General features: G+C 52.6%; 17 protein-coding genes and 1 tRNA gene. 4 read left to right on the top strand and 14 right to left on the bottom strand.

Features of this window, described 5'->3' with window-relative positions; translation table 11 throughout:
* Positions 1 to 840: 840 nt before the first annotated feature.
* The 9 genes from Q31b_RS11825 to Q31b_RS11785 all read right to left on the bottom strand — a co-directional run bounded on the left by Q31b_RS11825 (position 841) and on the right by Q31b_RS11785 (position 12,559).
* The gene (locus Q31b_RS11825) at positions 841 to 1,701 is read right to left on the bottom strand and encodes a ferredoxin-NADP reductase (RefSeq protein ID WP_146599866.1); all 861 of its coding nucleotides are present in this window, start codon (positions 1,699 to 1,701) and stop codon (positions 841 to 843) included.
* A gap of 175 nt (positions 1,702 to 1,876) precedes the next feature.
* Positions 1,877 to 2,065 carry a hypothetical protein gene (locus Q31b_RS11820; protein WP_146599865.1) on the bottom strand — a complete coding sequence of 63 codons (189 nt, stop codon included), beginning with the start codon at positions 2,063 to 2,065 and terminating at the stop codon, positions 1,877 to 1,879.
* A 277-nt stretch (positions 2,066 to 2,342) separates the two neighbouring features.
* Complete coding sequence (locus Q31b_RS11815) at positions 2,343 to 2,924, bottom strand: electron transport complex protein RnfA (RefSeq protein ID WP_146599864.1); 582 nt, start codon at positions 2,922 to 2,924, stop codon at positions 2,343 to 2,345.
* Positions 2,921 to 3,571: an electron transport complex subunit RsxE gene (rsxE, locus tag Q31b_RS11810; RefSeq protein ID WP_146599863.1), complete on the bottom strand. Its 651-nt coding sequence runs from the start codon at positions 3,569 to 3,571 to the stop codon at positions 2,921 to 2,923. Before rsxE ends, Q31b_RS11815 begins: the two co-directional genes overlap by 4 nt.
* Before the next feature lie 3 nt (positions 3,572 to 3,574).
* On the bottom strand, positions 3,575 to 4,327 hold the full coding sequence (locus Q31b_RS11805) for an FMN-binding protein (RefSeq protein WP_146599862.1): 753 nt from the start codon (positions 4,325 to 4,327) through the stop codon (positions 3,575 to 3,577).
* The gene (locus Q31b_RS11800) at positions 4,324 to 5,346 is read right to left on the bottom strand and encodes an RnfABCDGE type electron transport complex subunit D (protein WP_146599861.1); all 1,023 of its coding nucleotides are present in this window, start codon (positions 5,344 to 5,346) and stop codon (positions 4,324 to 4,326) included. Before Q31b_RS11800 ends, Q31b_RS11805 begins: the two co-directional genes overlap by 4 nt.
* Positions 5,343 to 6,716 (bottom strand): electron transport complex subunit RsxC, encoded by a 1,374-nt coding sequence (rsxC, locus tag Q31b_RS11795; RefSeq protein WP_146599860.1) that lies wholly within the window; start codon positions 6,714 to 6,716, stop codon positions 5,343 to 5,345. Before rsxC ends, Q31b_RS11800 begins: the two co-directional genes overlap by 4 nt.
* Positions 6,716 to 11,644 carry a 2-oxoacid:acceptor oxidoreductase family protein gene (locus Q31b_RS11790; RefSeq protein ID WP_146599859.1) on the bottom strand — a complete coding sequence of 1,643 codons (4,929 nt, stop codon included), beginning with the start codon at positions 11,642 to 11,644 and terminating at the stop codon, positions 6,716 to 6,718. Before Q31b_RS11790 ends, rsxC begins: the two co-directional genes overlap by 1 nt.
* Before the next feature lie 51 nt (positions 11,645 to 11,695).
* Positions 11,696 to 12,559 carry an RnfABCDGE type electron transport complex subunit B gene (locus Q31b_RS11785; RefSeq protein WP_146599858.1) on the bottom strand — a complete coding sequence of 288 codons (864 nt, stop codon included), beginning with the start codon at positions 12,557 to 12,559 and terminating at the stop codon, positions 11,696 to 11,698.
* A gap of 766 nt (positions 12,560 to 13,325) precedes the next feature.
* Here Q31b_RS11785 and Q31b_RS11780 point away from each other — a divergent pair.
* Positions 13,326 to 13,790 (top strand): hypothetical protein, encoded by a 465-nt coding sequence (locus Q31b_RS11780; RefSeq protein WP_146599857.1) that lies wholly within the window; start codon positions 13,326 to 13,328, stop codon positions 13,788 to 13,790.
* 191 nt (positions 13,791 to 13,981) lie between these two features.
* Here the strand turns inward: Q31b_RS11780 and Q31b_RS11775 are convergent, their stop codons facing one another.
* Positions 13,982 to 16,291: an AMP-binding protein gene (locus Q31b_RS11775; protein WP_146599856.1), complete on the bottom strand. Its 2,310-nt coding sequence runs from the start codon at positions 16,289 to 16,291 to the stop codon at positions 13,982 to 13,984.
* 297 nt (positions 16,292 to 16,588) lie between these two features.
* Between Q31b_RS11775 and Q31b_RS11770 the strand changes: the two genes are divergently transcribed.
* Entirely contained in the window at positions 16,589 to 17,944 is a 1,356-nt protein-coding gene (locus tag Q31b_RS11770) for a hypothetical protein (RefSeq protein ID WP_146599855.1), read from the top strand.
* 114 nt (positions 17,945 to 18,058) lie between these two features.
* On the opposite strand, the gene Q31b_RS11765 is transcribed toward Q31b_RS11770, so the two are convergent.
* The 3 genes from Q31b_RS11765 to Q31b_RS11755 all read right to left on the bottom strand — a co-directional run bounded on the left by Q31b_RS11765 (position 18,059) and on the right by Q31b_RS11755 (position 19,827).
* On the bottom strand, positions 18,059 to 18,745 hold the full coding sequence (locus Q31b_RS11765; RefSeq protein WP_146599854.1) for a hypothetical protein: 687 nt from the start codon (positions 18,743 to 18,745) through the stop codon (positions 18,059 to 18,061).
* Positions 18,746 to 18,976: 231 nt separating this feature from the next.
* Positions 18,977 to 19,049, bottom strand: a tRNA-Lys gene (locus Q31b_RS11760).
* Between the two features lie 121 nt (positions 19,050 to 19,170).
* Positions 19,171 to 19,827: a metallophosphoesterase family protein gene (locus tag Q31b_RS11755; RefSeq protein ID WP_146599853.1), complete on the bottom strand. Its 657-nt coding sequence runs from the start codon at positions 19,825 to 19,827 to the stop codon at positions 19,171 to 19,173.
* Between the two features lie 189 nt (positions 19,828 to 20,016).
* Here Q31b_RS11755 and Q31b_RS11750 point away from each other — a divergent pair, with 189 nt between their 5' ends.
* Positions 20,017 to 22,011 carry a vWA domain-containing protein gene (locus tag Q31b_RS11750; RefSeq protein ID WP_231617525.1) on the top strand — a complete coding sequence of 665 codons (1,995 nt, stop codon included), beginning with the start codon at positions 20,017 to 20,019 and terminating at the stop codon, positions 22,009 to 22,011.
* 131 nt (positions 22,012 to 22,142) lie between these two features.
* On the opposite strand, the gene Q31b_RS11745 is transcribed toward Q31b_RS11750, so the two are convergent.
* Positions 22,143 to 23,000 (bottom strand): formyltransferase family protein, encoded by an 858-nt coding sequence (locus tag Q31b_RS11745; protein ID WP_146599851.1) that lies wholly within the window; start codon positions 22,998 to 23,000, stop codon positions 22,143 to 22,145.
* Positions 23,001 to 23,140: 140 nt separating this feature from the next.
* Here Q31b_RS11745 and Q31b_RS11740 point away from each other — a divergent pair, with 140 nt between their 5' ends.
* A complete protein-coding gene (locus Q31b_RS11740) occupies positions 23,141 to 23,626 on the top strand; it encodes a YkgJ family cysteine cluster protein (RefSeq protein WP_146599850.1) in 486 nt (161 codons plus the stop codon).
* Positions 23,627 to 23,711: the final 85 nt, after the last annotated feature.

Raw genomic sequence — 23,711 nt, 5'->3', positions numbered from 1 at the left:
TGGCATGTTGCCACGCAAGTCCGCAGGAGCTTGTGAAACCCGGTTTTGATAGTCTTCGATTGTCGGTCTAGCAGGAATTTCGAAGCTGGGCTTGGTGGTTGGCAGTCGCCAGCGACAACTCAAATCAATCCGAACTAGCCGCCAAAAGACAGCCGGATCGCTGATGCGGTTCTCGTGTAGAAAAGCAAACAAATCTGGTTTTCGTGCGTTTTTCCAGCAATGCAAATATCGCTTCGATAGATTGCGCGTCTCTTGCATACCTGGCCAGGATCAATATGAATGCTATAGTACAAGTTACGGGGAGTCTGGTCATACCCTAATGTGAGGGTGATGTGCAGGAAAGGTGCCGGAGCCGATATTATTTTCGGATCCATCGCATTCCTTATCAGGACTTCACAAAGAGGTTTGACCAAATTGACTCACGATTGGCCCAAAGGTGCCTGTTGGTAATAGTGCACTGGATGCTTGATCCAAATCCTCAGCGTCCATCCAGTAACCCAAGTTGATATATCGATTGCGATCGTGAGGGATGGAATGGTCCCACATTCTGTCAAGCTCGGTGACATCGCATCGCGAAGGCCACAAAATCATCTCCAGAAGATTGACTGTAAAGCGACCACGTTGGTGAAGATTTCCTGAAGGCAGGTTGTGGGGCGTCGATTTACCTACTGACGCCTCTCGTCGTAGGGGAAGTCGTCAAGACTTTCGTTTTCCAGGGTGGACGAAACCCTTGACGATTTTTCGCTATCCGGCTTTTTCGCTATCCGGAAAAGAATCGTGGCCGGAAATGAATCATGGCCTGAAAAGAATCATGGCCTGAAAAGAATCATGGATCGACCACTAATAGAGCAGTTCGACCCAGCGTCCTTCTTCTACGAGTTTTTCTTTCTTTCGGCTCCAATCCTCGGTCAGGCCGGTGACGGCCCAAAAGACCTCGTCTAACTCGTGGCGGATTCGCTCGACGCCCGCGACATAAACGTACGTTTTCGGGTCGGACAACATGTCGGCAATTTGGCCCGCACGCTCTTGCATCGCTGTTCCCCATCCGCTTGCGCCTGTCCAACCAGGTCGCTTGCTCAATGCGTCAATGGCTTCAAAGGTATCGCGGTCATAATACAACACGAAATCATCTTTCTCGTCGTTGCGGTACAACAGATCGAGACCGGTTTGTCCGCCATGGAACAGTTTGATGCGGCCTCGGAAATCAGGTCGTTCTTTGTACAAATACTTGACAAACGCTCGGAACGGAGCGATGCCAGTACCGGCACAAATAAGGATCAAGTTGGCATCGAGTTCTTCGGGAACCTTGAACGGTTGCCCATAGGGACCCGTGATGGTTAGCGAATCGCCAGGGCGAAGATCGCAAAGGTAATTCGAAGCCACGCCTGGATACTCTTCGCCGCTATATTGATCAATGTAGCTACAGCGGCGAACGCAAATCGTAATCTGTTTGCGGCCATCCGACGAAGTCTTCGGTAGATCGGCGATACCGTACAAACGCAGATGAAACTCTTGCCCAAGTTCGGCTTGCCCCGGCGCTAACACGCCAATGTTCTGGCCCACGACTGCATCGAATTCGTGGCTCTCGACCTCAATCGATATGTCGCGAACGTCCTCCTTCGAATCCTCCGGAGTCAGTCGTTCGCTACGGAGAACGACTGCTTTATAGCGTGTCTTTACGTCAAAATCTAATAATCGCATCGATTCGTCCCATTCGGCTGAGTGCTAGTTGGTGAGTCCGTTTTATGACTTCAGGGGAAGCCCTGTAGGGCTTTGTCCGAAAAGGGGTCTGACCCTTTCAAGAGGTCGGTCAGACCCCTTTTCGGACGAAGCATAGTGTAACAAAATTCTGATGGAGTCGGTTAGGCCTATGTTGCTATTGGGCGTTTGTTTTTGAGTTCTCGCATGGCGTTTTGCAATCACAGCTATGGCAGCCGACTCGTCCGCCGAGTGCGTCTTGATTCGGCATGGCACCCGACAAGAGTCGCCACAGTGATTGAACCAATAACCAAACGCCCATCACGCAGATCATTCCGATAGCGGCTTTTAGAATTTGCTCAAACATGGTGACTCATTTTCGGTTTAGTGCTCAAGTCGCTCACGTGGCCCAGGCTTCTTAGCCTGGGATCAATATGTACGTGGCCCAGGCTTCTAGCCTGGGATCAATGTTACGTGGCCCAGGCTTCTAGCCTGGGATCAATATTACGTAGCCCAGGCTTCTAGCCTTGGATCAATGTTACGTAGCCCAGGCTTCTTAGCCTGGGGTCAATATGTATGTGGCCTAGGCTTCTAGCCTGGGGTGGCCAGTGTAATCCCAGGCTAGAAGCCTAGGCTACGCTTTTCTAATTGAACAAGCCTGCGAAACCCATGAAGCATACCGATAACAATCCGGCGAGCGTCAAGGTGATTGCAGTCCCTTTCACGATTTCGGGTAAATTTGCCAACTCTAATTTTTCTCTCAATCCTGCCATCAACACAAGCGCCAAGGTGAAGCCGGCTCCGGCTCCCAGGGCGAAGACGATCGATTGCAAGAAGCTATAACTGCGATTGGTTTGAAAAAGCGCAACTGCCAAAATCGCGCAATTGGTAGTGATCAACGGCAAGAAAATGCCTAATGCCTTGAACAAAGTTGGGCTCATCTTCTTGATGAACATCTCGACCAATTGGACGGTGGAAGCGATCACGGCAATGAAGGAAATTAGCTCCAAGTAGGGAGCGTCAACCCACAAAAGCAATAAGTGGATCCCGTACGCGGCCATCGAGCTGACCAGCATCACGAACGTTACCGCCATCCCCATTCGCAGCGAGGTGTCTCGCTTATTCGAAACGCCCAAGAACGGGCAAATTCCGAGGAAGTACGCCAGGACAAAATTGTTGACCAAACACGCGTTGATGAAAATCGACCACAGCGATGCATCATTCATTTTACCACCTCTTGTTGCATTGCCTTGTCGGCTCGACGCTTTGAGAGCCAATTGAAAAACAATAGCCATGCTGCCAACGTGAAAAAGCCGCCGGGCGGTAACATCATCACCGTCCATGGTTGGAACGATTCGCCGAACAAATGGAGTCCGAACAATGTTCCATTGCCCATCACTTCGCGGACAATTCCTAAGCAAAGTAACCCGATCAGAAACCCAAGCCCCATGCCAAGCCCATCCTTGATCGAACGGATCACCCCATGCTTGGACGCAAACGATTCCGCTCGGCCGAGAATCAAACAGTTGACCACGATCAGCGAAATGAATGCCCCCAATGCTCGATGCAAATCCAAACTAATCGCTTGGATCAAATAGTCGACGATCGTCACAAAGGTTGCAATCACCAAAATGAAGGTGACGATGCGAACCTGCGCGGGCACAATCTTTCTCAGCAGTGATACGGCAATGTTTGACATCAGCAACACAAACGCTGTTGCCAACCCCATCGCCAAGGCATTGACTCCGGTATTGGTCACCGCCAACGTGGGGCACATGCCAAGAACTTGTACGAAAACGGGATTGCGTTTAAAGATGCCATCGAGGAAGTCGTTCGTGTCGTTCATCGTCTCTTTTTCTAAACCAATGGCCATCGTTTATTCCTCTCCCTCGGTGTCGGGGACAAGTTCAGGTTTGGGAACCGATCGAAAATCATCGCTTTTTGCTTTTACCAAGGGTATTTTCTCACTCGTGCTCGCCCTCAACATGTCCGCCGTCGCCTTTGAAGAAATGGTCGCTCCGGTGATTCCGTCGATCTGCCAAGGCTCTTGCTTTTCACCTTCCTTTACAAACTCGATCGGGTGAGCCAACTCATCGCCGCTGGGGTTGACCGAGACATCCAACGCTTCAAAATTTGCACGGAAATTGGGATCGGTTTGGATGCGGTCACCTAAACCGGGCGTTTCTCGGCTTTCCAATACACTCATCCCTACGATCGCTTGTTTTTCCGGTGAATAGCCATACAACAACCGAATCGTATCCTGGTAACCCATCGCGTTTGCTTCGATAGCCAATCCAACCAAGTTGTCTTTTTCATCGTAGCCAGCAAAGATCAGTTCAGATTCCTCGGCATCCGCGGTGGCCGGGTGGAAATGGGCATCCGTCTCATCGAACTGGTACGATTTACTTGTCACGGCGCCGGGGATCACGTCCAGGATTGCTTGTTCTCGCATCGCCAATTTGTTTGCTTTGATGATCGGCCGCGTCACTTCGTAGGTCGTGACGATTAGCAAGCTGCATACAACACCGACGCCGAGCACGACGCTGTAAATTTTGGCCGCTGATGCGGTTTGGGGTGCCGGTGGATTCTTTGTCTCGGGTGTCCCCTCTTTTAGTCCGGTCTCGCTCATGTTGCTGCCCTCCGCGTCGACGTCCCGTAAACCTTCGGTTGGATCCAACTATCAATTTGCGGTGTGGCCGCGTTACCGATAAGGATCGCGTACATCACTCCCTCGGGCATACCACCCCAAACGCGAATCAGCACAACGAGCAGCCCAATCAGGACCGAATAGATCACGGTCCCCCAATGCGTGATCGGAGAACCGACCATGTCGCTGGCCATGAAGACGGCGCCAAGCATCAATCCACCTGAAAACAACATAAACGTGGGGCTGGCGTAACGCTCAGGATCGACCAAATGCAAAATCCCAGTCGCAATGGCGACCGTCGCCAAGATGACGACCGGAATCCGCCAATTCATCATCCGCCGCGCCACCAAATAAATGCCCCCGATCAGAATCAGTAGGGCACATGTTTCGCCCGTTGAGCCGCTGATCGTGCCCATAAACAAATCGCCGGTTTCGGCAGCGACTTGATTGAATTTCCAATCGGCAAGCGGTGTCGCCGATGAAACTCCGTCGTATATCGGTTTGGTCAACGGCAAGGCCAACGTCGATGACGGCAGTGATCCGAATCGGTTCACTGGCGCGTCCGGCCAAGTCGTCATTGCCGCAGGAAATGCAGCCTGCAGGATCGCTCGCCCAACCAAGGCGACGTTGAACGTGTTGTATCCCAAGCCGCCGAACAGGTATTTTCCGACACCGACCGCGATCACACCTCCCGCGACGACCATCCAAAGAGGCAACGAAGGTGGCAAAGTCAATCCGTATAGGACACCTGTAATCACGACGGACCAATCGCCAATTGTCGTTGCTTTGCCATTGATGCGGCACAGCAGGTGTTCGGTCAAGACGCAGGTGACGACGGACGTGGCGAGCACGAGGAACGCTGCCATCCCAAAGATGTAAACGGCGTAGAAGCAGACCGGCAACATCGCCAAGACGACATTGAACATGATCGAATCGACACCCGACGTCGCCCGGATATGAGGTGAACTTCGAATGGTAAGTGTTTTTGCTAACCGAGTCATTTCGCTGCCTCCGCTGCGGCCTTCGCTTGTGCTTTACGCGACGCGGCTTTGGCGACGCGGAACTTTTGCACAAGCGGAATGTGCGATGGACAGACGAACGTACAACAACCGCACTCAAAACAATCTCGCAAATGAAACTCGTCAACCATCGTTTCGTACTGTTCCTTTGACGCCAATATCCCAAGTTGTGATGGGTTTAAGAAAATCGGACAGGCATCGACACAAGCTCCGCACTTGATGCACGGGTATTCGTGAATCTCGTTGACTCGGCCGGTTTCTCGGTGCGTGAACGCAATCACGCCGGTCGACCCCTTGGTAATCGAGATGTCCAAACTCGATGCCGCCGCCCCCATCATCGGCCCACCCATGACAACGGTGGTGATGTCGTCTTCGGTGCCAACGGTATCGAGGATATAGCGAAGCGGTGTGCCGATCGGGATTCGGTAGTTCCCCTTCTTTTTGACCGCAGGCCCTCCGACCGTGATGACACGTTCGTAAAGCCCCATGCCGCGAGGCAAGAGGTGCCCGATTTCAGCAGTGGTTCCGACATTGGTACAGATGACGCCGACATCAAGCGGCAAGCCGCCCGACGGGATTTCGCGTCCGAGTAGTGCCGAGACCAACATCTTCTCAGCCCCTTGCGGGTATTTCACTGGCAAGACTTCGACCGTGATCGGCAAGTCTGCGGGCAGCGCTTTTCGAAGGGCTGCGGCGGCATCCGGTTTGTTTGACTCGACCGCAATCACGACGGTCTTTGCCCCGGTCGCGCGAAGCAGATAGGGGATTCCTTTCATCACGTCTTCGGCATGTTCGAGCATGACGCGATGATCGGTCGTCAAATAAGGTTCACATTCCGCTCCGTTGATAATCAAAGCGTCGACCGATTTGCCTTCAGGAACCTTCAATTTGGCATGGGTTGGAAACCCGGCGCCTCCGAGACCAACCACACCAGCGTTCTGAATCGCGGACAAAATCTCTTCGCTGCTTGCCGTATCCGGCATCACCGGCGGACCTTCCATGACCTCTTGGGTCGATGCCGTGTAGGGTTCCAAAAAGAACCCTGGCGTCATCTTGCCGTTGATCGCAGGTGTCAAGCTGATGCTTCGAATCACACCCGTTGCGGGTGCATGAATTGCGACCGACATAAAACCATCGGGCTTGGCGATCATTTGCCCACGCGTCACCTCTGCGCCTTCACCGACGATTGGGATCGCCGGTTTACCGATATGCTGCGAAAATGGTACGATCAACAACTCGGCAAACGGGAATTGGTGAATCGCCAATTCTTTCGTGTCGTTTTTCGAGTCGGGCGGGTGGATCCCATGGGCGAACGTTTTGACGCCAAAGAGATGTTTTACAGCGTCAAACATTAGTTAAACTTCTCACCTCGTGCGATCCATTTTTCGATATCCTTGCCGCTGCGGTCCTTCGGCAACCCTGGATGAATGATCCCAGCAGTACACTTTTCGGCCGCTTTGACGAGGTCCGAATACGGACCGCCATTGGGATCCTTGATGACCGCTTTCTTCTTGTCGTTGTAGGCGAAAATCTTCTTGTTCAAATTCACACACTCGTCGCACGATGTGCACTCGGGTGTATCGATCCAAGGAGCCAGGTAATTGTCGCCGGATGAGGGAGCATCGGTTTTCGGAACCGCATCGATGATTGCTGACGAGCTGCCGTTTGATCCTGACACCATCGCTGCGACACCGCCGCCTGACATCATGTTGGCAAGGCCCATCGCAATTCGCTGAGTCATCTCTTGACGAACTTCGTTTTCGACTTCACTTCGGTCGATCGTTTTTTCTCCGACGCGAGCGATCGAACGTAGCATGCCCCAGAAATCACGACGATCTTCACAGGAACGAATGATCGGCTCGGCGACCAACAACCGCATCAATTCCGAGTCGCGGTTGACGCTCCAAATGTAAGGGAACATGCCCTCGCGATCTTCGTCGGACATCTCCAGAAATTCGGCCACTGGGACCATCTTGTCGTTCCAAGTCTCAATCGGCGCGACGCGGAAATGTTTGCGGAAACGATGTTCCGTCGCCGCAAAGTCAGCGAACGTCATCGGGATCTCCATCGATTTTTTGCGCCCGCTGTCGATATAATTCAGCTCATAAGTCGGCCACGTTTCATCGATCGACGGGTTGCCGTCGAGGTCGAAGCAATCTTCGGGCAGATGGCCATGATCCGGGTTGTAGCGGAACAACGGGTAAGCCCGTGACTCGACGGCCAATTTCGCTTGGTTCGCACTCATGTTGTCACCGATACCGTGCTCGGGCTGGCATGAGGTGTAGAGATTGAACAGGGCAGGCCGCCGCGTTTTGAGCCCCTCAATGAACCCTTCGATCAAGTGATTCGGATTCGAAATCGCACTTTGCATGACGTAAGTCGTGCGGTGTGCCATTCCAATCAAGCCGATTTCCTTACGAACCTCGGGTTTGCCCTTGGTCGCTTTGCCATATTGGGCCATGTCGGAGATCTGGCCAAAGAAGCCCGAGGTGCACGCTTGTCCGCCCGTGTTCGAATAGACCTGTGTATCGAGCACGACGACCTTGATCGGTTTGCCCGACATCATCGCGCGAGACAAGTTTTGGAAACCGATGTCGTACATCGCTCCGTCGCCACCCATGGCAATCACGGGTGGGCAGAGTTCCCATTCTTCATCCGTGAAATGCTCCCAATTGAAATGGGTCATCGATTTTTCGTCGATTGGACGTTGGTCGTTTAATTCGCTTTCGACCATGCGAATGACACGGAAACCATCAGCCATCTTGCTCATGTGCCCCTCGAAGAGACCGAGTGCAACCGATGTCGAATCTTGGAACAAGTGGTTCGCCCATGGGAACGGATACGGGTTGAACGGGAACGTGCTTCCCCAAACCGAGGAGCATCCGGTCGAGTTGATCATGCCGGCATTTGCACGCCCACGACCGCTGGTCCCAGCGGTGTAATTCCACTTCAGCTTTTTCAGTTTTTCCAACAGACGAGTGATTCGATTGAGCCATTCTTGGTCGATGGGTTGGCCGCCCGTTTTTTCCTCGATCAACTTCGCGATACTGCCTAGGGTAACATCGCCCGACCCGATCTCTTCGATGGTTTTTGACAACGCGGCCGGATCACTGACGTCAATGTCTTGGATCAGCTTGCGATGGATATGACTTTCCATCTTTTCGATGAGTCCCGTCAGATAATCGATATGCTTGCTGACACGAGGTTGCATCAGAGCTTCGACCGTTGCCGTAAAGATATGCACGATGCTCTTTTCACCACAACCGAGACAAGCCCCATCACCACTAGCCATTGCCGAGTAGTTTCGTTTGTCGAGCAGCATCGTTTCGAGAGCACCGATGCCTTGTTCCATATCCTGGACACGGATGTACTTTTGCGGTGTGGTTGGCAAGTCCTGCCAAACCGACCAATTTCGTTGTAGTGACTTAACGGATTCCTCGGTTTGTTTAACAACCCGCAGGGCATCGTCATCACAAACCTCGACGCATTCCATACATCCTTTACAGGTGTAGGGATTGACGGTGATGCTCAGCAATCCACCTTCGCCTGCGGCTTCTTTTTCCTTGTTGGTGTAGTAGGGCCGCGACAGGGCGAATTGGAAGTCGCCAATTTCATCGCGGAACAATTTTAGTTCCGATTTGATCTCTTCCACCGTCTCTGGTGCGTCTTTACATTCGCGAATCGTTTGCGCGATCGCACCGTCGATCATGCCAGCAACGTTGTCGGTTTCTTTTGCATCGTTGAAGATGTCCCGTAAACGCTGGGCCACTTTTCGCGATTGACGTGGTAGGTGTTTTAAGTCAGGTTTCTGTTTGCGAACCCGCTCGATCATCGTATCGAAGATCTCACCAACCTCACTTACCAAACCAGGGATCGCTGTGTCGGGACATACCGTGTAGCACTTGCCACAAGCGGTGCAATTCTCTGCGATCCATTGGGGATGCTCGAAGCGAATGCCGCTCATGTCGCGGAACAATGTCGTGACGGCGGGAATGGTTCCCAAACCGATAAAGGGGTCGGTGATTGTATCGGTGCCCATGCCGCGAGCATAAAATGAACCGGTTTGCTCCCAGAACCGATGAATGTCGGTCAATGCCGATTGGCTCTTCGGTTGTCTGTTCAACAGGACCGGCAATGCGGGTTCCTTCGAAGCACCATTGTTGCTCGCTTCTTCCTGTGTCACATCTCCATGTGGCACCGGTTTGATTTCGTCGTAGCCACGTTTGACCACCTGCATGTTTTCATCGACGATACGAGCACCTTTGCCGCCGAATTTTGCTTTCAGTTGATCGTGAATTGCTTCGAGTAATCGTTGCTCGGACAATCCTGCTTTCTCAGCGACCGGTGAAGCGGCAAAGAACGCTCCTTGGAATGCGATTCCTTGCATTCGCAATTGTAGATCCGAATCACTGGCGACTTCGCGAGCGATTTGGAAAGCATCGAGGTAGAACAGTTTGATCTTTTTGTCGGAAATGATGCGCCGATACGGTTCAGGGATGCTTCGCCAAACCTCTTCGGGTGATTGGAGGTCGCTTTGAATGATGAAACAACCGCCTTCCTTCAATCCCGCCAACGCGTTGGTGTGATTGAAGACGTTGGGGTCGGGTGACAAAACGACGTCGACGTAAAAGTATTCGCTGTTGACGCGGATCGGTTCCGGCGATGCCGACAAGTAATAGGTCGTCGGTTGCCCCTTCTTTTCACTGCCGTATTTCGGGTTTGCCTTGATGTGATAGTCGAGCAAATCGTAGAGCGTCATCGCCAAGTTTTTGCCCGTCGTGATCGCTCCCCAACCGCCGACCGAGTGCATTCGCACGGTAATACTGCTGTCGGGCATCAAGTTCGGATTTTCGCTGCCACGAATCGCTAGGTCGCGGATATTCGGATACTTATCCGAAATGTTTTCTTGATGGATTCGCTGTTTGGGGCTGACCGGATTTTCGCGTAAAAAGTCGATCGACAAATAGAAGAATTTGCGTCGTCCACCTTCGGGCAACATGTTTTCGATCGCCGCGATGATACCTTCCGGTTGCAGGTCACGGCTGCCCATCCCGAACGACCCGGAATAGAGAGACGGTGCATCGGTCAGCGAGGTGTAGGCGGGCAGATGCTTGAACGGTTGTTCTTTCTTGTCGCGTCCGTTTTCCAGACAACGACTCATCGTCGCCCGGACTTCACGCATCAGTGGCAAGTCGACGGCCAAGGGTTGGTCGAGCCGTTCGAGGACGGCCACGCCCTTTTTACCTTGCAAGATCTTGCCAACTAAATCGGCGGGGAAGGGGCGGAACATCACCAAGTTGACCACGCCAACTTTGATACCGCGAGATTCTCGCAGATAGTCGGCTACGACTTCTGCCGTCGGAACCATGCTGCCTTGACCGAAAATCAAGTAATCGGCATCGTCGGCTTTGTACGTCATCACACGATCGTAACGGCGGCCAGTCAGTTGATAGAACTCTTCATACGATTTGTCCGCTAATTCCTCAATGTGGTCAAAGAAGTAGGGACGCTGCGCCGCGACGCTTTGCATGTAAGAATCTTGGTTCTGGACTGTACCCGTCATGATCGGATCGTCGACCGTCCAAATCTCTGGGATGCGGCGACGCGTGTCACCGTAAAGAATCTGCTGGGCAGGCGTCGGGGTGTCGATAATATCGTCAGGCCGACCAAGAAATTGCTGGATCAATTCCCGTTCAGGAATTTGAATCGACTCGATCAAGTGCGTGGTCAAGAAACCGTCTTGAGCGATCGCACCCGGAGTCAAAGCCAGCTCAGCAATACGGTGGGAGATGATGTTCAGATCCGCTGCGGCCTGGGCGTCTTTGGCGAACATTTGGAAGAAGCCGGTGTCGTCCATGCAGTGATAATCATCATGACCGGCATGCACGTTCAACGTCGATTTGGTCATCGCGCGGGCACCGACATTTAGCACGTAAGTCAATCGTTTGCCGACCGCGGCATACAACGATTCGTGCATGTAGGCGATCCCTTGACCCGATGAAAAATTACTCGCTCGTAGGCCCGTCATCGACAAACCAGCGGTCACAGCGGCAGCAGCATGTTCGCCTTCCGGCTCGATAAAAATCAGCGGACGGCCCGACGTGTTGACGTAACCCTGAGCCGCTGCGTCGGCCCAGTATTCGCCCATCTGCGTCGACGGGGTGATTGGATAGGCACCGGCAGCGTCGGTTCCTTCACGTTCACATAAAATGACCGCCGTGTTACCATCGACTGCGCCACGAGTTCCAGGGAATTTGAATGAAGGTACTGGTTTTGCCATGATTCGAGTCAAATAGAGTTATGGTTAAAAGGTATCGATGGAGTTCAACGTTTAAGTCGTTGTATTGTGAATTTCACCCTTGCGGATGACTTTTCGAGCCGCTTCGCCTTTGACGACGCCAAGCTTTTCGTCGAGCCAAACAATGGCTCCGGTCGGACAACGCTGCGTCGGCTCGCGATTTTGCGGCCCTTTGCGGTAATCGACAACCGGTAAGTTGTTGATCATCGTGATTTGTTCGGGAGCATCCATGGCACATCGAGTGCAAGCGGTACATGCGACTTCACATTCCTCAAGCACTCCGTCGCCTGCCTCCAAGGAAGAGCAAGCAACCCACAGTCGATGGCTGACCGGGTGGATCGAAAACAGATCCTTGGGGCATGCCTCGACGCAATCGCCGCAAGCGGTACAGAGGTCTTCATTGACGACAGGCAATTCATTGGGGTTCATTGTGATCGCATCGAAGTCGCACGCGACCTCGCAGTCACCGATGCCGAGGCAGCCCCAGAAACAAGCTTTCCCACCACCCGCGACCAATGCGGCGGCAGCACACGATGCTTGCCCTTGGTAGATCGCGCGATTGCGAGCGACGTTGTTGCCGCCCGCGCAAGCCAAACGAGCGACCCGCTTCTCTTGCGAGCCAACATCGACACCCAAGAACGCTGCAATGCGAGCATGGTCCGCGGGGCCGCTGACCGAACACTTTGCCGGCGGAGCTTCACCACGGACCAAAGCTTCAGCGAACGCACGGCATCCGGGGTACCCACAGGCACCACAATTTGTGTGCGGCAACATGTCCTCGACCTGTTCGATGCGAACGTCTTCGGTCACGTGCAAATAGCGATTCGCCACGACGAGTAACGAGGCTAAGACAAACGTCAGCCCGCCTATCGTCGCAATCGCATTGATAATTAGCATGATCACCTCAGGTCTATCCGTATCGCGTTCGAATCGCCTCGGATGCTTCCAACGGATGCGGGACAGCACGTTTCGAACACGATCCTCTCTACCAGCACGTATCGTGGCGTATCTTTCCATCTCAATCAATTGGACAAAAGTGTCGCGAAGGATCGATTGAAAAACGGGAACCGCCAACTAGAGGTAGGAATGCTCAAACGTGGAGAGCGACCGCCGACGACAATATCAAGCATGTCGGTATGGAGAACCTATCGGAAAAGCACGTAGATAGCGGACGAAACGAAAGTCAGACCCGAACAATTCCGACGTTTTGACGACTACAATCGCTGAGGGGATGCGTCGTTTCGTACTACCTATTTCTTCCAAATCCGCGACATTATGCCGCCAGTAATTCTGTCGATTCCTTCTCCTCAATCCACGTCGCGAATGTCGCCAAGACTTTCGGGCTCGAGCAGCGCGACTTCAATAAACCGATCGATAATATCGAAATCGAATCTTTCAACCCGATTGGATTTCGGGGACGCCTCGTACTCAACGCTCAGAGCGATTAGGAAGAACTTTGTCAGTTCTTCGATCGTGAGTGGGGTAATCGTTAGCAGGGCTGGTGCCGAGAAATTACGCTAAAATAGGCAGTTCGTCGCTACGAAACGGTCCAAAATCTTGAATCGACTGATCTTGAATCCAAGATCGGAGTCGTTCCGGCGAACAAATGGATGCTGTTCCGGTCTCGCCCCTGATATTTTTTCGTTCGATTGAGGATTTTGACATGCGTATTCTGCTTGCGTTGCACGCGACCCTGCTGCTACTTGCTTCGACAGGTTTTACGATTGTCACTGCATTTCTTGGCAACGCGTCACTGCATTGGTGCTACGTCAAATACGCCTCAAGTAACGGTTGGGGCGTCAAGTATGTATCAGACTACAGTGCTGCTGAGATCGTGACCTACCTTCTTGCATACACCCTAGGTGTTGTTGGGTTCTTGGTCGCATTGAAGAGTAGGCACCCGGTCGTGGGCCTTTTGGGCGTCGTTCTCTCTCTCATTGGGCTCCTTTCATTTGCCATTGAAGGCTCGCACTGGATCGTCGATCACAATCGCTCATGGCTGGCGTTCTCGCCTGCCGTCATGTTCGTACTGGCCTTCTTAGCATGTCTTCCCAAGCGTTTTGCCGATGATGGGAACCCGACGGCGTTCTCAGTGCGACCACGAGAAGGCCGAACCCAGACCGGTTGACCTAAAGCTTGAAAAGAATGTTTCAATGGCAACCGTTCGAGGAGAAAGCCCGTGTGATCCTCCGTACCGCTTTGTTGTTTTGGGGAAAGTGGCCTACCTTCACAGCCATGCCTCAAAAAAACGTCCGCAACTTACTTTTTACCCACAAATTCTTCTGAAGAGTCTGTTTCTTCAACCTACAAACGGCTCCTCTAGGCTTTGCCGAATCGCTGCATCGCTACGGTTTTGGCCCCTTTGATGTCCAGTTTGCCTGTTCCCAGTAATGGGATTTGGTCGACTTCGATAAAGCTATCGGCGGAGGGAATGAACAGGTTGGGCAGTCCGGCTTCACAGAGTGCTGTCCGGACTTGGTCGTATTCGACCGACGGAGACTTATACAAAACCACCAACCGTTCTCCCTTCTTCTCATCGGGGATTGCGGTCACGCAGATTCGTAGGCAATCGGTTTCCTCTTTCTCCTCGCTGGAATCCTCACCCGAGTGGCTGAACAGTTTTGCCAATTCTTCTTCGATCCGTCCGTGCGGCACCATTTCGCCACCGATTTTTGAAAAACGGCTAATCCGCCCAGTGATGTGAAGGAATCCTTCTTTATCGACATGGGCGATGTCGCCTGTGTTGTACCATCCGTCTTGAATGGCCTTGCTCGTTAGTTCCGCTTGGTTGGCGTAACCTTGCATAACGTTCGCGCCACCAATTAGAAGCATACCATCCTCGTCAGCGTTCAATTCGCCGTCGCCTTCGAGCGGGATGACCTTTGCGCAAACGCCTGGGAAAGGCCGCCCAACGCTGCCTTCACAGCGATCGGCTTGGTACTTAGCCGAGGAGCGTGAGGGAGGGATATTGACCGAGACGAGAGGACTGAGTTCGGTCGTTCCGTAACCTTCCACGGGCCGAACTCCAAAGCGTTGTTCGAACAGATCGAACAGATCGAGCGGCATCTTTTCGGCTCCTGCGACGACCACGTCTAACGTCGCGAACTGTTCCGGTTGGATCCTTCGCAGATAACTTCTTAGGAAGGTCGGCGTACCGAGTAGTACGGTTGCCCGATAACGCTGAGCTAACTTTCCAACTTGGCGAGCATCGAGAGGGTTGAAGTGATAAACGCAGGCAGGTCCGAGCACATTGGCAGCCCACAACGTCACGCTATATCCGAACGAATGAAAGAAGGGCAATATCCCCAGCACCACATCTTGCCGGTCGAGTCGGATGGTTCGTTCAATCGCATCGACATTATGGCTGATGTTGGCTTGACTTAGCATGACGCCTTTGGGCATACCCGTCGAACCGCTGGTGAAAATGATTGTCAACAAATCGTCTTTGTCGATGCGGTGCAGACCTAATAGTCGGTCGAGTAGAGATGCGGGCAGCAATCGACCTTGGACGAAACCGACCAGTTTATCCATCGTCGTAATCTTCTCGCGAAGATCGTCCAATGCGATCACATTGGCATCGAGTTGCAAGTCGAGTTTGCTGAGGAATTTCTTGCTCGACAAGACATGTTGGATACCGGTCTCGGCAATACAGTGATTCATCACTTTACTACTGACGGTATAATTCAGGTTTGCCGAGATACGCCGATCGAGTGCGATCGCAACGTTTACTGCAACGCCTGCGACGCTCGGTGGCAAGAGGATGCCGACGTGCGTCTCACCAGCCGAAAAGACTTCGCGGCGCAGCAATCGTCTGAGCACGAAGACGCGCACAAGCATGTCGCGAGCGTTCACTTCGGTGCCGAGGGAATCGGCACATTGCAGCCGGCTGCCCGTTTTTCGCCAAACGCGGATGATACGCCGAGCCAAAATGGGGAACTCGTGCCGATGATCGAAGGTCGCCTTGGCTCCGAGTTGCTGGACCTGTGAGCGCACGAGTTCTAAAGAAGTGTCGTTGGGAAGCGGTTTCCCGATGTAAAGTGTCAAGCTCCGGCGAATTTGGGTGGGCCATTTCCAAAAGAGCTTACCCCCGGAATAGCTGAAAAGGCTGCCCCACATGCCATCGAGCCAAACGGGGACAATCGGTGCATCGGTGCCCTTGAGGATTTTCTGGACACCCCCTCGAAAGGCCTGCAATTGTCCATTGCGTGAAATCGTGCCCTCCGGGAAAATTCCAATCGTATCACCCTTGAGTAGGCCTTCTCGCGCGGTTTTGAAGGCTCGTCCGATCGATTTCGGATTGGTGACCTTCATCATAATGGTATCAAATCCAGCACCGAGATACTTGGTAATCGGATTCTCAAAGTTTTCGCCTTCGACAACAAAACGGACGTTTTTGGGCAGCATCCATAAGATCAAAATGCCATCAATCCACGAGACATGGTTGCTGGCGACTACATAACCACCCTCGGCAGGCAGATTTTCGAGTCCAACGATGCGTTTTCGATAAAGCGGGTGCAGAATCAGTTGAAAAACGCCGCGAATAAAACGCCGTGGCGAGAATATCGCGGTGAGCACGATCAAGATGAAAAGTGCAACGGCAATAAGAAGTCCAATTTGTAATCCACTCACGCGATTTTGTACTTTCGGGACGAGGTAGGGGGATGCTCGCACCACAGCATAAACCAGCGAAAACGGTAGCGAAAGTCGCCAAGATGTTCTCTTTTGGGTTGCACCCCCCCGATGTTAAAATGTAGGGGTTGCAACTAAATGATCGGAGTTTTCGCTAAAACCCGTCGATCCAGTACCATTAGGACAACCGCCACCCCCCAAGGGTCGCCATTTTACACCGATGCTATTGTAATGGACTGGTTTGATATGTTTCGATCAAAACTTCTAGCTGTCGCTTCAATCACATTGCTTGTAACCATGCATGCAAACGAAGCGAAGAGCCAGCAGCCAGCGGCGGTTCCTGCATCCGCACCCTCTGCCGTGGCAGCCGTGGCAGCGCCCGAAACAACGCTGTGGCGATTTCTCGGTATTCCCGAAGGGTTTCAAAACTTCCGTGATCGCATCATCAATCGACGGGGTAACCATCCGGGGCTCGAACGGAAACCGCCGCTCAAATCGATTGCGGACCCCGCCAACTTAGAGTCGCCAAATCCGGCGATCAAAACGGCTGCGGAGATCAAACAAGCCGAGGATATGAAGGCTCAAAAGATCAAGGCAATCAAATACTTGGCTACGATCGGCTGCGGTTGCTATGACAAAGATGGACAGATCACCGACGCCCTTCTGGCCGCTACCGATGATTGTACGCCTGACGTTCGGCTCGCCACAATCGAAGCGATTGAAGACGCCGTGAACGAAGGCTGTTGCGGCAAGTGCGGATGCAATTCATGCTGCAACGAAAAGATTACGAAACGTTTGAGCGAGATGGCTTACGAGCGTGACAACGATGGATGCTGCGTTGAACCGGTAGAGAAGATTCGCCGTGCTGCCAAGCGTGTGCTCTGTAAGTGCTGCCCTGGTGGGCCACCGACCGGACCCATTGAAGAGGAGATGCCTGCTCTCGTTCCCGCGCCAGCACCTGAAAACGTTCAGCCTGAGGTAGAAGTGGATGATCCTGTGCAAGGTGAATCCGAGGATGATGAGGCAATCCAAGGCGAATCGGATGGGCGGAGCGATGATGAAGACGAAAGACACATCATGGGTGAAGCGCATGAAGCCAGCCGAGAGGAGTTGCCAAATCCCTTCAAGGATTCATTCGGTGGCACCCAAAGTTTGTATCAACACCAAAACCGATCTGAAAATCCTCGCCAACGAGAGCTTCATTTGAACGCTGGCTCCACCTCGGACTCCCTCTCCGGTTTGATTGAAGTCGATGCCGAGCCGATCTTGTTGGCACAGGAAATTCAACCATCGAGCTACCAATTTGAATCGATTTCTGAAAAGACGGAAGTAGCCGAAGTGGAGTCGGTTCCGGTTGTGGTTGCGGAGCCAAGCGAAAGCCGAGTGCAACCAACCGAAACGCCCGCCAATCTCGTGATCTCGGAAGTCGCGTTCGTTCATCCGGCCTCAGGGAAGTTGATGCTAAAGAGCGAGGATTTCTCGAGCGTCTCGGAAGGAACTCGCGTTTGCATCTTCCGCCGCTCAAGCACGGGCGTCGAGAAAATTGCGGATTTGGTCCTCGAGCACGTTGGTCAAAAAGCGGCGACGGCAAAAGTAATCGACGCCGAAGCGATCCGCCGAGTCCGAGTCGGTGACCAAGCGGTTTGCCGATAGCTTAGATATCGTCGAACAACGGGCGAGAGGATCCGTTTTGGAAACCAGGTGGAACGCGGATAGTCTTGAAAACTTCCGCTGTGACCAGGTTCCCAATACCACCGGATTCCATTTTTATACTCCGATTTTCAACCCTTCCTCTTCCAATTGTTTCAGTTGTGGACCACCCCATCCTTTACGCAAGGTCGGGTCCATCATTTTGTAGACGCCGACAAGTTTTGTTCCGACCGCTTGTAAAACAGTGCCGTATGCGTTTGCGGGAGCTGGGAAATGCTTGACGAAACCGCCCAGTCCGTGAAAGAGGACGCCAAAGGCCGTCACTGCTGATTCGGGATCGTATCGCATGACGTTATTTTCTTTTGCGTTGAGCACTCGCAATGCTCTGTAGATTTTATCGGCATCTCGATAAGCCATATAAATTTTCTCCCCCTTCGAGATGCTATTGGTGATCTTGGTTAATTTCGCATCCAAACCTTTCGTTTGGTCGCGAAAGACCTTTTCAGCCTCAGGATTCATGGCCAACCCATAGTCCCTGGCCTTCTTCAGCAGTTTTTGTGATTGTTCCAATGTCCATTTCGTTTTTTTGTAACTGTCGACCGTTTCTCCACGACGACACAACGCATAAAAATCGTCCAGCATGCCCATGGATCTCTCCGAGAAAAGTGTTCTGGTTTTGTTTAGCAAGTTTAAAATAAACGAAAGTAGACCCCCCCCACCGGAGAGTGCGGGCGTAATCCTAAGGCTTACGGGTCGAGAATGCAAGAAAAATATTTGTAGCCAATAACGGTACTTGCGCACCACGATTGTCATTCCCTACCCGGATCGCGGAGACACAACCCTAACAGACGCTTTCTCCACCACGGGAGAGCATCAGAGTTTCCGGGCAGATGGGCCAAGGGGTTAGGCGGTGTAAGTCACCAAGAAGATCGCGATTGAACGCTTCGAAGCACTTCGGATAAATGTCGGCCCCGATTCTCCCGGCCAAAAAAGAGCCCATTTCCGTCGAATCGTCGGAAACAGGCAAAAGAGCAGTACCCCCACAAGGGCTCGAACCTTGGACACACGGATTAAGAGTCCGTTGCTCTACCAACTGAGCTATAGGGGCGGTGCGTCGGTGGTACCCGACAAATTGGCTGTGAGGATGGTTGCGAACCATCCTGTCAGCACTGGGGCGGATTTTAGCAAATTCTGGAGGCCTCGCAATGTCAGGTATCGAGAAAAATCCTCTATCGGACCTGTCCTTCTGCGGTGACTTGCCAAACTCGGCGGCTGTACATATCGATCGCCGACAACCATTTGCCTCCGTAGCAGTAGGTATCGATACACAACAGATGATTGAGATTCAAGATTTCTCCGTCATGCATCGCGGTATGGCCGACAACAGCGGTTTTCCCACTCATATGGGGTGCTGGGACACCATCGTTTAGTGAATGCCATCTTAGTAGTTGTGGCGGTTGATGCGTGAGTGGGATATCGGGGTCGTAGGCGGCGTGCGTAAAAAAATAATCTTCGTATTCGAAATAGTCGCCAAGCGAGTCGTAAAATTCGCTATGTGATGCGGGCAAAAAGTTCAGGTTACCGTCAAAGCCATAGCTTTCGAGCGTTTCGACGCCGCCATATTTGAGCCAGCTATGGGGCGGCATGCGATCACGCACGACCTCTAGCATCATTTCTTCGTGATTGCCGAGCAAGCCAACGAACTGGGTCTGTTTGCGAAGTTCGATCAATACGTCGACGACGCCACGTGAATCGGGGCCTCGGTCGACGTAATCGCCCAATGTGACCAAAATATCTTCTGCCGTTGGGGCAATCATTTCAATCAATTTTTCCAGTGCGACTCGGCATCCATGAATGTCTCCAATGGCGATCAAACGTCCTGACAATTTTACATTTTCCTTATGCTTAGTCGGTCTGGTGAGCTTTTTTATCTCTTCACCGTACAGAAATCTCTTGTTAATGCCATCGGGAATCGAGTGCGGCAAAAAGACGCAGTGTTTTTCTGGTATAATACGACACGGGGACTTTTTGAGCGAGTGGCAACTTGACCAGAAGGAATGACAAAATTGGGAACCATGAACCACCAGGGCAATGAGGACGTTGAGTTCGAGGACGATTCGTTCTTCGCCTCAACGGAAACGACCGCATTTATTGGCAGCATGTTGATCCATTTGATCGTCATTTTGTCGCTGGCGTTGGTTCCTTTGGCAATGTCGGTCGAACAAGACGCCGTCGTTCTCGTTTCTCCAAAACGGGAAGAGCCGATCGACGAGGTCAAGTTGATCGAGGAGATAAACTACAGTGACTTGCTGCAGGATGAAATAGGTGCCAGCACCAGTGACGAAACGGAGATGGCTGAAGCGTCCGCCGAGTCGTTTGCGGAAGTGGCCGAGATTCCGAGTCCGGTCGAGATCGAGCCGTCGCCGGTAGGCCAAATCATGGTGAACAAGATTTTTTCGCCTGCTGTCGCTCCGCTCGACAAATTGAAAATGCAAAAGGGCAGCGTCGGGCAAGGCGCCGAAGGAGCGACGGGCGCCGTGGACCGAATAACCTTCGAAATCATGCATGCCATGGAGGATCGCCCCACCTTGGTGGTATGGCTGTTCGACCAAAGCGGATCGCTGCTGCGTCAAAGACAAGAGATCCGCGCACGCTTTGATCGTATCTACGAAGAGCTGGGGATCTTGAAACAAAGCGGAACGAAGGGATTCAATGCGAACCAAAATGAGTCCCCCCTGCTGACGTCGGTCGTCGGTTTCGGCAGTGAAGTGACGCTGTTCACGGAGCAGCCGACAAGCGACTTAGGGGAGATCAAAAGAATCGTCGACGAACTTCCTGTTGATCAGACAGGATCGGAGAGAGTGTTTGCGGCCATTCATTCGGCCGTTGACGAGTACAAGTCGCTTCGCCGGTCGCGTGGTAGTTTAGGCCCTCAGAGAAACGTTTTGTTCGTTGTCGTAAGCGATGAACGGGGCGATGACTTCCATTTGCTCGAAACCTCGATTGACGAGTGTCGGAAATTCGGAATTCCAGTGTACGTGATCGGTGTGCCGGCGCCATTTGGACGCGAAACGACGCTGGTGAAGTACGTCGATCCCGATCCGCAGTACGACCAATCGGCTCAATGGGCTCAAGTCGATCAAGGGCCGGAGACGCTTTTCCCAGAGCGTGTTCAAGTTGGATTTACGGGTGATTTCCAGGAAGAGCCAACGATTGACAGCGGGTTCGGACCCTATGCGCTGACGCGGCTATGCTACGAGACGGGCGGTATCTATTTTTCCGTGCATCCAAATCGCAAAACCGATCGTCGGGTTTATCGTCGCGAGATTGATCCGTATGCCTCGGATATCGAGTACTTTTTTGATCCCATCGCGATGAGCCCCTATCGCCCCGATTACCTGTCACCAAGCGACTACGTTTCCAAAGTCAGGCAAAGTCCGCTACGCCAAGCATTGATTAACGCTGCCCAAATGCGTCCAGCGACCGGTTTGGCTCGTCCAAAAACGCGGTTTGTCAAACTCAGTGACGCACAATTGGTCGGCGATTTGACCCGGGCACAACAAGACGCTGCCCGCTTGGAACCGACCTTGGTTCAAATGGCGGCTCTTCTAGAACCAGGCATGAGGGGAAGGAAAGACGAAGCGAGTTTACGGTGGCAGGCAGGTTTCGACTTGGCGATGGGCCGCGTCTTGGCTCAAAAAGTACGCACCGAAACCTACAACGCGATGCTGGCCCGAGCGAAACAGGGAATGCCGTTTGAGGATCCCAAAAATAACACCTGGGTTTTGGTCGCCAGTGATGAGGTATCGGTCGGTAGCAAATGGCAACGCGAAGCCCAAACCGCTCGAGAGCTGCTTCAAGGTGTGACCGAAAAACATGTCGGCACCCCGTGGGCGTTATTGGCTGGCGAAGAATTGAAAGTGCCGATTGGGTGGAAGTGGAAAGAGGAGTTTACCGAACTCGACCCACCGCGGCAAAACATGGGCGGCAACAATAACAACAACGTGCCCAGAGATGACCAATTGAGAATGCTTGACCGCAAAGAGAAACGCCCTGTACCGAAATTGTAAAAGCAGGAGATGTCACGGGAGGTGCCAGCGCAGCCGCGGATGATGCGCAGCCGCGGATGAAGGGCAGCTGCGGATGAAGGGTTCGCTTGCCTATCCCGCGCTCGCGGGGGGGCGTGTGATTGGACGCGACATCAGCTCACTCGGGCGGCGACGCGGTGAAAATGCAGGTAAACTTCACGGTCGACCACGCGACGGACCCCTTCGACTAAGCAGGCGGGCTCGTTTTGCGATTCACCTCGATCGATAATTTCCTCGAGCTTGGTTCCGGGAGCGACGGAAAACGTACGCTGGTTAATCGTTTGATTGCCAGCATCGAGTTCAGGAATAATGAAGTGACATGTTGCACCAAACGTCAGCATCCGAGCGGCGTAGGCGTCGTGGTACGGCCGAAATCCAGGAAACCCTGGCAGCAGACCATGGTGCAAGTTGATGATTCGTCCGCCTGCGAATTGCCAACAAATCGACGGCGGTAAAATTCGCATGTAGCGGGCCAAGATAACATAGTCGACATCGTAGCGATCAAGCGATTGGATCATCGTCGCATCGTCGACGGCTCCAGCGGAGTCGCCGATCATCTCGAATGGAACGTCAAATTCGTCGGCCAAATATTTCAGTTTCTTGCGATTTGAGATCAAAACGGGGACTTCCGCGTTGATCACGCCATCGCGAACGGCTTCCAAAATGGCTCGCGGAGTCGGTTCTAGATAGGTACAGCAGACCGCCAATCGGGGCTTCGTCCGTCGATACTCACTGCTCCACACGCGGATAGCCAATTTCGTGACTTCACCGATTTGCCGCATTGCCTCGACCAATTTCTCAAATTCCGAAGCGGGAACATCGATTCGGCATAACATGGCAAATAATTGCTCTTCGTCATGGTCATACATCTGGATCTCGGATATCCGAGCGCCCTGGCCGGTCACATGGTGAATAATCGGGTCAGCCAATCCCGAATTATCTGGCCCAAGTGCTGTAATTACGACTTCCACTGATACCCGACTCCGAATAATGTTACTCTTCGTACCGAACGGCGATTCTCATTGCCGCAACACACTAAATTAACTAGCTTTCGACAAGTTTCTACTCGATTCGAGACAAAGATTGAACCACCTGAACCGCCGAGGAAACGATTCCCGTGTCCCGTCCTAGCTTGCCCACTTCGATTCGTCGCCGCAGCGATTATCCCGAAGGAACGAACCTTTGCGATCATTGCACGGCGAAATGTTGTCACTATTTTGCGTTACAAATTGATGAACCTGTTAATCGCCGTGACTTCGATTATATCCGCTGGTATTTGCTACACGAACACGCAACCGTTTTCGTGGAAGATCAGAGTTGGTATTTGTTAGTTCATACGACGTGTAAACATTTACAGAGTGATTATCGCTGCGGAATCTATGAGACGCGGCCACAAATATGCCGCGAATACACGACCGATGACTGCGAATTCGAAGACGATTGGTGCTATGAAAAATACTTCGAGACCCCCGAGCAACTTGACGAGTATGCCGATGCGTTGTTTGGTCGCCAATTTGTTGACCCGAACGTGTCCGAGCGGCAATCGCTGCGAAGTCAACGTCCAACATCGCTACCCATTGCCTCATTCGGCTTGTAGCGAAAGTCGCCAAGACTTTCGGTGATTTCCGATGCGGATCGCAATTCTTGACGTTTTTCCGCCGCGAGCAAGTTGGCGAACGCTT

The sequence above is a fragment of the Novipirellula aureliae genome (genome assembly GCF_007860185.1).
Taxonomy (GTDB): Bacteria; Planctomycetota; Planctomycetia; order Pirellulales; family Pirellulaceae; genus Novipirellula_A; species Novipirellula_A aureliae.
This window is presented reverse-complemented; position numbering and strand designations above follow the sequence as displayed.